The 9,762-nt window shown below is 62.6% G+C and carries 12 protein-coding genes; 6 read left to right on the plus strand and 6 right to left on the minus strand.

All coding sequences use genetic code 11. The features are described 5' to 3' along the window. Positions 1-141: 141 nt before the first annotated feature. Positions 142-870 (minus strand): tellurite resistance TerB family protein, encoded by a 729-nt coding sequence (locus Q8X48_RS29605; RefSeq protein WP_407802124.1) that lies wholly within the window; start codon positions 868-870, stop codon positions 142-144. 258 nt (positions 871-1,128) lie between these two features. Here Q8X48_RS29605 and pcsA point away from each other — a divergent pair, with 258 nt between their 5' ends. Together pcsA and Q8X48_RS29615 are read left to right on the plus strand one after the other, a co-directional pair. After that, positions 1,129-1,851: a phosphatidylcholine synthase gene (gene pcsA, locus Q8X48_RS29610; RefSeq protein WP_407802125.1), complete on the plus strand. Its 723-nt coding sequence runs from the start codon at positions 1,129-1,131 to the stop codon at positions 1,849-1,851. A 2-nt stretch (positions 1,852-1,853) separates the two neighbouring features. After that, the gene (locus Q8X48_RS29615) at positions 1,854-2,240 is read left to right on the plus strand and encodes a DUF488 domain-containing protein (RefSeq protein ID WP_407802126.1); all 387 of its coding nucleotides are present in this window, start codon (positions 1,854-1,856) and stop codon (positions 2,238-2,240) included. A gap of 137 nt (positions 2,241-2,377) precedes the next feature. On the opposite strand, the gene Q8X48_RS29620 is transcribed toward Q8X48_RS29615, so the two are convergent. Further along, entirely contained in the window at positions 2,378-3,190 is an 813-nt protein-coding gene (locus Q8X48_RS29620; protein WP_095968202.1) for a class I SAM-dependent methyltransferase, read from the minus strand. A gap of 44 nt (positions 3,191-3,234) precedes the next feature. Beyond that, positions 3,235-3,504 carry a DUF4242 domain-containing protein gene (locus Q8X48_RS29625; protein ID WP_102701709.1) on the minus strand — a complete coding sequence of 90 codons (270 nt, stop codon included), beginning with the start codon at positions 3,502-3,504 and terminating at the stop codon, positions 3,235-3,237. A gap of 178 nt (positions 3,505-3,682) precedes the next feature. Here Q8X48_RS29625 and Q8X48_RS29630 point away from each other — a divergent pair, with 178 nt between their 5' ends. Continuing rightward, positions 3,683-4,660 (plus strand): AraC family transcriptional regulator, encoded by a 978-nt coding sequence (locus Q8X48_RS29630; RefSeq protein WP_407802127.1) that lies wholly within the window; start codon positions 3,683-3,685, stop codon positions 4,658-4,660. 76 nt (positions 4,661-4,736) lie between these two features. Further along, complete coding sequence (locus tag Q8X48_RS29635) at positions 4,737-5,198, plus strand: GNAT family N-acetyltransferase (RefSeq protein ID WP_407802128.1); 462 nt, start codon at positions 4,737-4,739, stop codon at positions 5,196-5,198. Between the two features lie 17 nt (positions 5,199-5,215). Here the strand turns inward: Q8X48_RS29635 and Q8X48_RS29640 are convergent, their stop codons facing one another. The 3 genes from Q8X48_RS29640 to Q8X48_RS29650 form a co-directional block, all read right to left on the minus strand. Next, positions 5,216-6,433, minus strand: a complete 1,218-nt coding sequence (locus tag Q8X48_RS29640) for a cytochrome c biogenesis protein DipZ (RefSeq protein WP_407802129.1) — start codon at positions 6,431-6,433, stop codon at positions 5,216-5,218. A gap of 145 nt (positions 6,434-6,578) precedes the next feature. Next, positions 6,579-6,833 (minus strand): hypothetical protein, encoded by a 255-nt coding sequence (locus tag Q8X48_RS29645; RefSeq protein WP_407802130.1) that lies wholly within the window; start codon positions 6,831-6,833, stop codon positions 6,579-6,581. Positions 6,834-6,881: 48 nt separating this feature from the next. Next, positions 6,882-7,145 carry a DUF2790 domain-containing protein gene (locus tag Q8X48_RS29650; protein ID WP_126045326.1) on the minus strand — a complete coding sequence of 88 codons (264 nt, stop codon included), beginning with the start codon at positions 7,143-7,145 and terminating at the stop codon, positions 6,882-6,884. Between the two features lie 306 nt (positions 7,146-7,451). On the opposite strand from Q8X48_RS29650, the gene Q8X48_RS29655 reads away from it, so the two are divergent. After that, positions 7,452-8,192, plus strand: a complete 741-nt coding sequence (locus Q8X48_RS29655; RefSeq protein ID WP_407802132.1) for a response regulator — start codon at positions 7,452-7,454, stop codon at positions 8,190-8,192. Then, on the plus strand, positions 8,189-9,499 hold the full coding sequence (locus tag Q8X48_RS29660; RefSeq protein ID WP_407802133.1) for an ATP-binding protein: 1,311 nt from the start codon (positions 8,189-8,191) through the stop codon (positions 9,497-9,499). Before Q8X48_RS29655 ends, Q8X48_RS29660 begins: the two co-directional genes overlap by 4 nt. The last annotated feature ends 263 nt before the right edge of the window (positions 9,500-9,762 follow it).

A 9,762-nucleotide genomic window follows, 5' to 3' on the forward strand; every position in this document is an offset into this window, starting at 1 on the left:
CGAAGCGGTGTGTCAGGCACCAAGGATGTTGGCTGTGCCGGCCTCATCGCGAGCAGGCTCGCTCCCACAGGGATTTTCAGCGCACGCAGAATCTGCGTTCGGCGCGGATCAACCTGTGGGAGCGAGCCTGCTCGCGAAGCTTTAGGCAGTACCCTTGGCCTGTTGCTCCAGACGCAATTGCAACTCTGGCTCGATCTGCAATGCGGCGGCCAGTTCATCCAGATAGTTGCGCTCGGCGTCCTGCTGGTCGTCCACCAGCATCACGCTGGCCAGGTACATCTCCGAGGCCATGCCGGGGTCGGTGGCCGACTGCGCCACTTCACTGGGGTCCAGCGGCTTGGCGACCTCTTCGTCCAGCCATTGCTGCAATTGCGGATCGTCGGTGTGACGGCCGATTTCAGTGCTGATCATGTGCTTTTCGGACTCATCGATCCGGCCATCGGCCTTGGCCGCAGCAATCAATGCCCGCAGGATCGCATGGCTGTGTTCCTCGGCTTCCGGGCCGGCGAGCAAGTCCACGGTGCGCGGTGCCTCCTGCGGTGCCGACGCCTGGCTGCGTTGCCAGGCCTGGTACGCCTGGAACGCCATCATGCCGAGGGACGCCAGCGCCGCATAATGTGTGCCGCCACCGGAGCGGCTTTTGGGTGCGCCGCCCATCGGCGAACCGCCGCCCAGCAAACCACCGAGCAAACCGCCCAACCCTGCGCCACCGCCACCAGCACCAGCACCGGCGCCACCGCCCAACAACCCGCCGAGCAATCCGCCCAGGTCGCCGAGCCCGCCCTGGGCCGACGCGCCACTGCCCCTCTGTTGCGCCATCGAGCCCTGGCCGGCGCGCAATAACTGTTCGAGCAGATCGCTGGTGTTCATGACGCTTGTCCTCTTGGAAAGGGGTTCTATCCAGTCAGGCAACGATAGACCTCGCAGACGAATGTGCCAGCGCCGTTGGGCCGACGCACCCGCATCACTGCGGATTGTCCGGGGTATTTTTTTTAGCACGACTAAGATTGATAGGTGGTGAACCTTATCCGCGGATACCCGGTCGATACCTGCAACCCGACCCGGTTGCCACCGCCCCCCTTGCGCGGGGCGTCAACTGGCTTGCTTCATTCACTGGAGAACGCCCCTGTGATTTCAACCCTGTACATCGCCAGACTCAAAGCATGGGGCGCCCATGGTTTTACGGCCACCGGCGTGGTCACCGCTTTCCTCGCCACCCTGTCCCTGCTGGAAAACCAGCCGACCCATTGCCTGCTGTGGCTGGGTGTCGCCCTGATCGTCGACGGACTGGACGGCGCACTGGCGCGCAAGGTCAACGTGCAGTCGGTGTTGCCGAGCTTCGATGGCTCGATCCTCGACCTGGTGATCGATTACCTGACGTATGTGTTTATCCCGGCGCTGTTCATCTATCGCTACATCCCGTTGCCGGACTACACCCTGCTGCTGAGCGTGTCGCTGATTCTGGTGTCGTCGCTGTTCTGCTTCTGCAACGTCAACATGAAGAGCAAGGACAACTACTTCCAGGGCTTCCCCGCCGCCTGGAACGTGGTTGCCCTGTGCCTGTACATCATCGCCCCGTCGCCGTGGATCACCTTCCTGACCGTGATTGGCCTGGCCCTGCTGACCGTGACCCGGATGAAATTCCTGCACCCGTTCCGCGTGCGCCGGTTCATGCCGATCAACATCGCGGTGACGGCCATCTGGTTGCTGTGCAGCTTGTCGCTGGTGCTCAACCATCCGGTGATCAACCCGATGGTGATGGGGCTGTGGCTGCTGATGTCGGCGTATTTCCTCGGTATCTGCTTCTGGCGCACGGCGCTGGAGTGGTTCGACGAATCGCGGCTCAAGTAGCCATGGCGGTCCATATCGTTCAACTGGGTTCGCCGCGTCGCCCCGACGAAGGCTTGCGCCTGGGCACGGTACGCCGCCCTCCCCGTGGTGTACCGAAAGCCGAATTCGCCAGCCGGGATTTCTATGATGTCTGGCAGCCCTTGCTGTCACCCAGCGCGGAACTGGTGGCCGAGGCCAAGGCTGCACAGGATGCCAAAGCCTGGGAGGTGTTCCGATGCAAGTTCAAGGCCGAGATGAACCAGCCCGCCGCCAGCCAGATGCTGGACCTGCTGGCCGCGCTGTCTCACAGCACGTCCCTGGCCGTGGGCTGTTATTGCGAAGATGAAGCGCATTGTCATCGGTCGGTGTTGCGCGAGTTGCTGGAGGCGCGGGGGGCGGAGGTTGTTTAGCGTGTCTGAACACAGCCCCTGTAGGAGCGAGCTTGCTCGCGATGGTCGATAACGATTACGCGTGATTTCTGGATGCACGCGGTGTTTTCGAGTCCATCGCGAGCAAGCTCGCTCCTACAAGGACTTATGCAAGGCCATTAACGCCGCGTGATCACTACCTCCAGGTACTCACTCGGCACCACCAGCGACTTGTCGCCCGCCCGGTTCATCCGGTTGATCAGCTCGGTCAGGTCCGCTTCCAGGGCCTTGGCGCCGTCCGCGGGCAGTGCGGCGAAGGCTTTGTGCACCGGCCCGTACCACTGGCGGAAGGTGTCGATGAAATGCGCTGCAGAGCGATAGCGGAAATTGAACGTGCGGCGCGTCACCTGCAGCAGGAAGTCCCGCTCGTCGAAGTGCTCGTGCAGCCAGGCTTCGGTGCCCCAGCGCGAGGGCGGATTCGCTCCCGGTGGCGGTGGCAGGTGCTGGCCCAGGGTCTTGAACATCTGGCCGACGAAGCCTTCCGGTGTCCAGTTGGCCAGGCCGATCCGCCCGCCCGGGCGGCAGACTCGCGCCAGCTCCGCGGCGGCTTTGGGCTGGTCCGGCGTGAACATCACACCGAAAGTGGAAAGCACAGCGTCGAAGCTGGCGTCGGCAAAGGGCAAGGCTTCGGCATCGGCGACCTGGAAAGAGACGTTCAGGCGTTCTGCCCGGGCCCGTTCTTCGCCGCGCTCCAGCAAGGCGGCGACATAGTCGGTGGACGTCACCTTGCAGCCTCGGCGCGCGGCCGCGAGGGTCGCGTTGCCGTTGCCGGCGGCGACGTCGAGCACGCGCTCATCGCACAACAGGTCGCAGGCTTCGGCCAGTTGCTCGCCGACGATTTGCAGGGTGGTGCCGATCACGGCGTAGTCGCCGCTGGCCCAGGAGGCCATTTGACGGTTTTTCAAGGCAGTCAGATCAATGGGTGTACTCATGGAGGCAGTCTCTGGGTTGAAACACGAATCGGGCCTGATCGCGGTTACTCCGCTGTCGTCGGGTCGATGATGTTCATGACCCGGGAAATGCGGTTGGCGGGAAAACCACTGATCCTGGCGTGTTCCTGGATCTGCGCCTCGCTCGGCGAGATGTACACGCAATAGAGCTTGTCACCAGTGACATAGCTCTGCAGCCACTGTACCTCTGGCAACTCACGCAAAGCCTGGCAGGACTTTAGCGAAGCGGCTTTCAAATCCCTTTCCGACAGAGCTCCGGCGCCCTGGATCTCACGTTCAATGACGAACTTAGGCATGGCAACCTCTCTTTGTTGTTCTGGATGGCAGGGCGGCTCTCACCCTGTGATCAAACTATCGTCCTGACGGGCGCTGGCGTCCTGCCCGATCGTCGCCCAGGCCTGCCCGATCGTCCGGAGATTCCACACGGCGCACCGACGCGTTCACAATCAGGAATCCTGTCACGGGGAAATCCCTATGGACGCTCTGTCACAGACCCTGCGGGTGGTGCACCTGGTCGGCGCGATCTTCATCAACGCCCGGTTCACCGCGCCCTGGTGCTACCAGTCGCCCAGCGCCGACACGGCCGCGCCGTTCCTGGAGCCCGATGCGGAACGGGTGGTGATCTTTCACCTGATCACCGATGGCGAGTGCTACGTCGAACTGGGCGATGACCCGCCGCTGCTGCTGAGCGCCGGCGACGTGGTGATTTTCCCTCAGGGCGACGCCCATCGCATGTGCTCCCGACCGGGATTGCCCCCGGCCACGGGTGCGCGACTGGATGCGGTGCTGGCGCGCCGGCCCCGCCAACTGAGCTATGGCGGTGGTGGCGCGGTCACCCGCCTGGTGTGTGGCTACCTGGCGTGCGACACGCGCCTGGCGGGCATGTTGCTCAAGGGCTTGCCGCCCGTGGTACGGGTCAACGTACGCGGTTCGAGTGCCGGTATCTGGCTGGAATCCTCCGTGCGCTACGCCCTCGCCGAAGCCCGCTCGCCCCGCCCCGGCGGCGAAGGGGTCCTGGCCAAACTCGCCGAAGTGCTGTTCATCGAAGTGCTGCGCCTGTACATGAACGAACAGGGCGAAGGCCGCACCGGCTGGCTGGCCGGAGTACGCGACCGCATCGTCGGCGCGGCCCTCAACGCCTTGCACAAAAAGCCCTGCCACGCCTGGACGCTGGACGAACTGGCGCGCACCGCCAGCACTTCAAGATCGGTGTTGGCCGAGCGCTTCCAGCAACTGGTGGGGGTGTCGCCGATGCAGTACCTGACGCAATGGCGGATGTTGCTCGCCGCCAACCTGTTGCGCAGCAGCAACAACTCATTGACGCGCATCGCCGAGGAAGTCGGCTACCAGACCGATACCGCCTTCAGCCGCGCCTTTCGTCGCGAGTACGGTGCACCGCCGGCGGCGTGGCGGCGTGGTCATGCGGCCTCGAATCACTTGAGCGGTCGCTGAACCGGCAGGGGCGACAACACCGCCCAGGCCCGCTACTCTCGCTACCCAGCGACTGAACCCGGAAAGGACTCATCACATGGCACCCCGCCTGGACTGGCTTGCTCTACATAGGCAGCACAGCAACACATTCGCTTCGTGGATCCACCGGCAGTTCCACTACGAATACGCCGGACAGCCCCTGCCCGACTGGCAACGGGAATTCGCCGAAGGCCAGGATAATGGCGACTGGAAGTGCCTGATCGCCCTCGACCACGACGAACTGTTGGGCGGTGCAGCGCTGGCCAAGGCTGACCTGACCCATCGCCCGGATCTGGGGCCTTGGCTCGCTTGTGTGTTCATCACTCCCGAGGCACGCGGCAAGGGCTTGGCGGAGCGTTTGATCGAAGGGATTTGCGCGCAAGCCAAAGCCAACGGCGAGAAGAGGATCTACCTGCACACCCAGGACCAGAGCGCTTATTACGCCAGGCGTGGCTGGGTGGTGCTGGAGCGTTTTCAGGCATGGGAAAAAGATCAATGGCTCATGGCGCGGGACCTGTGAGCCATTGATCAAACGGTTCAAGCCGCTGGCGCGCTGGCCTTGGCCTCCTCCAGCAACTGCTGGATCACTTTCTCCTGCGTGTCGTAGCTGCCTTCACCGAAGTGGGTGTAACGCACCTGCCCCTTGGCATCGATGATGTAGTGCGCCGGCCAGTACTGGTTGTCGAAGTTGCGCCAGATCGCATAGTTGTTGTCGATCGCCACCGGGTAGGTGATGCCGTATTCCTTCACCTTGTCCCTGACGTTGTCGATGATGCGTTCAAAGCCGTATTCAGGCGTGTGCACGCCGATCACCAGCAGTCCGTCCTTTTCATATTTCTTCGCCCAGTCCTTCACGTACGGCAGGGTGCGCTTGCAGTTGATGCAGTCGAAGGTCCAGAAGTCCACCAGCACCACCTTGCCTTTGAGGGCTTCGTTGGTCAGTGCCGGTGAGTTGATCCAGTCCACAGCGCCGGACAACGACGGCATCGCGCCCTGGGCGTTGCCCATGGTGCTGTCGGCCTTGACCTTGCTGACCAGGTAATCGACGACTTTCGGCACGGCCTCCAGTACGTTTTTCTCGACACGGCTGACACCTTCCGATGAAGTGTTGGCCAGCAACAGGTCGTTGGCCCCCGTTGCGATCACCGCCGCACCGGCCAGCACCGCAACCCCGGCGCCCCGGCGCAGCCAGCCAGTGACCGGAATCGACGGTTTCAAGCGATTGACCAGGCCACGCCCGGCAAAGATCAAGACACCCAGGGACAACGCACTGCCCGCGCCATAGGCCACCAACAACAGACTGGTAACGGCGTTCGCGCCCTGAAGCATGGCGCTGGTGAGAATCACCCCGAGGATCGGCCCGGCGCAGGGTGCCCAGAGCAGCCCGGTGGCGACACCGATCATGATCGACGCCAGCGGCCCGGACATTTTGCGCGAGTCCGGGTCGATGCGATTGCCCAGCAACACGAAGGGGCGCGCCAGCCAGTCACCGACCCGGGCGGAAATCAGCGACAGGGCGAACAGCACCATCACGAACAGGGCAACATGGCGGCCGGTGTTGCTGGCCTGTATCACCCACTCACTGCTGACCACCGCCAGGCTGGAGACCAGGGCGAAGGTCAGGACCATGCCGCCGAGGGTCAGCAGGATCGAGGCGCGTGTGCGGTCGGCTCCGGCGAACAGGAAGGGCACGACCGGCAGGATGCACGGGCTGAGGACGGTCAATATGCCGCCCAGGAAAGCGATGAGTAACATGGGATCACCTAATACAATTCAGAGGGCGACATAGAGCCAATGTGGGAGCGAGCCTGCTCGCGATGGCGTCGGGTCAGGCGACACATCGTTGACCGGACAATCGCTTTCGCGAGCAGGCTCGCTCCCACAGTGGATTGGGGTGTTTTCAAGCTGTCTGTTCATCCAGCAACTGTCCCTGAGGCGTGCGGCTGGCACCGTTCTCGGCGAGCATCTGCCCTTGCGGCGTACGGTTGGAACCGTCTTGCGCAAGGAAGCCCTGGGTGCCCTTCTCTGCCACGGGCGTCAGCTGGAAGCAGGTGTTGCTGCCGCAGGCGCTTTGCTCGACAGAGGCGTTGGCATGGGCCGCCGCACCGGCGACGGAAAAGGCGATGGCGGTAAGAAAGCGGGATACGTTGTTCATGATGTCCTTCCTGATTCAATGGGATTAGGCGGTCGTTGATCGCAGCACTCAGTTTTCCGAGTTGCAGTGGTCGGCGAATTTGCTGTAATCCAGCACCTGGGTTTTCGACTGGGAGTCGAGGTACGTCAGCCGTGCATTGACCACGCCGCAGGAAGGCGAAGCGTCCTCGGTCAGCGAAACCACTTTCCTGATGTCAAGATGGCTGCCATAGGTGTAGGTTTTTGGCGCAACATCGGCTTCGGCGCGGGCCGACAGGGTGCAGATGTTCAGGGCGGCAAACAGGCAAGCGGCGTAGACGGCTTTGGTGTTCATGGCGAGTTCCTCAAGGTTTCAACAGGTCGTTGGTTCGTTGGGCCGAGGCGCTCTGGTTTGCCTCGATGGAACCTATTAAAAGCCTGCGAGGTATCTCGTCTGTGTCGGGAATCGGCGTGAATCAATCGGTACGTATCAGAACCGGGCGCAGATACAGAGCAATACAAACCCCCCGGAAATCGGCTTTTTTGCCTTCGTGTGTATCCGCAGGCAGGCCGGATACACTGCAATACAAAGGGCGGCAGGCGCCCCCGCCCGGGCTCGATAGACTGTGTGGCAATCCCCATTCATCAGAGGTTTGGCCCAATGGATCACGTTGATCACATCCTCATCGTTGACGATGACCGCGAAATCCGCGAGCTGGTAGGCAACTACCTGAAGAAGAACGGCCTGCGCACCACCGTCGTGGCGGATGGGCGGCAGATGCGCGCGTTTCTGGAAACCACCCCGGTGGACCTGATCGTGCTGGACATCATGATGCCGGGGGACGATGGCCTGCTGCTCTGCCGCGAACTGCGCGCCGGCAAACACAAGACCACGCCGGTCCTGATGCTGACTGCACGCAACGATGAAACCGACCGCATCCTCGGCCTGGAAATGGGCGCCGACGACTACCTGGCCAAACCCTTCGCTGCCCGTGAACTGCTGGCGCGGATCAACGCGGTGCTGCGGCGCACCCGCATGCTGCCGCCGAACCTGGTGGTGACCGAAGCCAGCCGCCTGCTGGCCTTCGGCCGTTGGCGCCTGGACACCTCGGCCCGTCACCTGCTCGATGAAGACGGCACCATGGTCGCCCTGAGCGGCGCCGAATATCGATTGCTGCGGGTGTTTCTCGACCATCCGCAACGGGTGCTCAACCGCGATCAATTGCTCAACCTGACCCAGGGCCGGGACGCCGACCTGTTCGACCGCTCCATCGATCTGCTGGTCAGTCGCCTGCGCCAGCGCCTGCTCGACGACGCCCGCGAACCGGCCTACATCAAGACCGTGCGCAGCGAAGGCTATGTGTTTTCCCTGCCGGTGGAAATCCTGGGCGACCCATCATGACGCAGGCGCTGCATTGGCCGCGGACCCTGGCTTCGCGGCTGTCGCTGATCTTCCTGATCGGCCTGATCCTCGCTCAGGCATTGTCCTTCGGTGCGCAGTACTACGAACGCTACGAATCTTCGAAAAACACCATGCTCGGCAACCTGGAAACCGATGTTTCCACCTCCGTTGCCATCCTCGACCGCTTGCCCGCCGATGAACGAGCCGCCTGGCTCAAACAACTGGAGCGGCGCAACTACAGTTACCTGCTCAACGAGGGTTCGCCGGGCACGCCCATCCGCACCGACATGCCCGATGCGCCCATTGCCATCGCCTCGATCAAGGACGCCATCGGCCACGATTACCCGATGACCTTTACTGAGATTCCTGGGCCGAAAAAACACTTCCAAGTGCACCTGAACCTGGCGGATGGCAGCCCGCTGACCATCGACCTCCGCCCGGCGATGGTGCCGCTGTCGCCCTGGCTGCCCTTCGTGTTGCTCGGGCAACTTGCACTGATGCTCGCCTGTTCCTGGTTGGCGGTCAGAATCGCCATCCGCCCCCTCACCCGCCTCGCCGAGGCCGTCGAAACTCTGGACCCCAACGCCCACCCCGTACTCCTGGACGAAAAAGGCCCGACCGAAGTCGCCCACGCCGCCAAGGCCTTCAACGCGATGCAGGCACGCATCGCGGCGTACCTGAAAGAACGCATGCAATTGCTCGCAGCGATCTCCCACGACCTGCAAACCCCGATCACCCGCATGAAACTGCGCGCCGAGTTCATGGATGACTCCAGCGAAAAAGACAAACTGTGGAACGACCTGGGCGAGATGGAACACCTGGTGCGCGAAGGCGTCGCCTATGCCCGCAGCATCCACGGCGCCACCGAAGAAAGCCGCCGCACCGACCTCGACTCGTTCCTCGACAGCCTGGTGTTCGACTACCAGGACATGGGCAAGGACGTTCAACTCACAGGCAAGAGTTCCACCGTCATCGACACCCGCCCCCACGCCCTGCGCCGGGTGCTGGTCAACCTGACGGACAACGCCTTGAAATTTGCCGGGGCCGCCGAGTTGCGCGTGGAAAAACAGGCCGACGGCAAGCTGTCGATCAAGATCCTCGACCGCGGCCCGGGAATTGCCGAAGAAGAACTCAAGCACGTGATGGAACCCTTCTACCGCGTGGAAAACTCCCGCAACCGCAGCACCGGCGGCACCGGGTTGGGGTTGGCGATTGCCCAGCAACTGGCGATAGCGATTGGAGGGTCGTTGACCTTGAGCAATCGTGAAGGGGGTGGGTTGTGTGCGGAGTTGAGATTGCCGGGGTAGAGGGATTGGCTTGGGGGTGAGGATGTTGGGCCAGCTGTAGAAAATGTTCGGCTGGAAGGCCGCCTTCGCGGGCAAGCCCGCTCCCATAGTGATTCGGCGTATGTCTGTGAGGTCGTGTGGGGGTGTACTCAATCAACAACCACCAAAACCCCCTCCCCATGCATCTGCCCCAACAACACCAACCCCTGTCCCTTAAACACCTCTGACCCTGCCGCAGAACACCAGGGTGTCAACCACGGGGGCAACACAACACACTAAACAAA

It is taken from the genome of Pseudomonas sp. QLc11A (genome assembly GCF_052112305.1).
Classification (GTDB): domain Bacteria; phylum Pseudomonadota; class Gammaproteobacteria; order Pseudomonadales; family Pseudomonadaceae; genus Aquipseudomonas; species Aquipseudomonas laurylsulfatiphila.

What these genes read in the sequence shown, in the direction of transcription:
- Q8X48_RS29605 (WP_407802124.1), bottom strand. Translation starts at nt 870, where the DNA reads ATGAACACCAGCGATCTGCTCGAACAGTTATTGCGCGCCGGCCAGGGC.
- Q8X48_RS29615 (WP_407802126.1), top strand. Translation starts at nt 1,854, where the DNA reads ATGGCGGTCCATATCGTTCAACTGGGTTCGCCGCGTCGCCCCGACGAA.
- Q8X48_RS29620 (WP_095968202.1), bottom strand. Translation starts at nt 3,190, where the DNA reads ATGAGTACACCCATTGATCTGACTGCCTTGAAAAACCGTCAAATGGCC.
- Q8X48_RS29625 (WP_102701709.1), bottom strand. Translation starts at nt 3,504, where the DNA reads ATGCCTAAGTTCGTCATTGAACGTGAGATCCAGGGCGCCGGAGCTCTG.
- Q8X48_RS29630 (WP_407802127.1), top strand. Translation starts at nt 3,683, where the DNA reads ATGGACGCTCTGTCACAGACCCTGCGGGTGGTGCACCTGGTCGGCGCG.
- Q8X48_RS29635 (WP_407802128.1), top strand. Translation starts at nt 4,737, where the DNA reads ATGGCACCCCGCCTGGACTGGCTTGCTCTACATAGGCAGCACAGCAAC.
- Q8X48_RS29640 (WP_407802129.1), bottom strand. Translation starts at nt 6,433, where the DNA reads ATGTTACTCATCGCTTTCCTGGGCGGCATATTGACCGTCCTCAGCCCG.
- Q8X48_RS29645 (WP_407802130.1), bottom strand. Translation starts at nt 6,833, where the DNA reads ATGAACAACGTATCCCGCTTTCTTACCGCCATCGCCTTTTCCGTCGCC.
- Q8X48_RS29650 (WP_126045326.1), bottom strand. Translation starts at nt 7,145, where the DNA reads ATGAACACCAAAGCCGTCTACGCCGCTTGCCTGTTTGCCGCCCTGAAC.
- Q8X48_RS29655 (WP_407802132.1), top strand. Translation starts at nt 7,452, where the DNA reads ATGGATCACGTTGATCACATCCTCATCGTTGACGATGACCGCGAAATC.
- Q8X48_RS29660 (WP_407802133.1), top strand. Translation starts at nt 8,189, where the DNA reads ATGACGCAGGCGCTGCATTGGCCGCGGACCCTGGCTTCGCGGCTGTCG.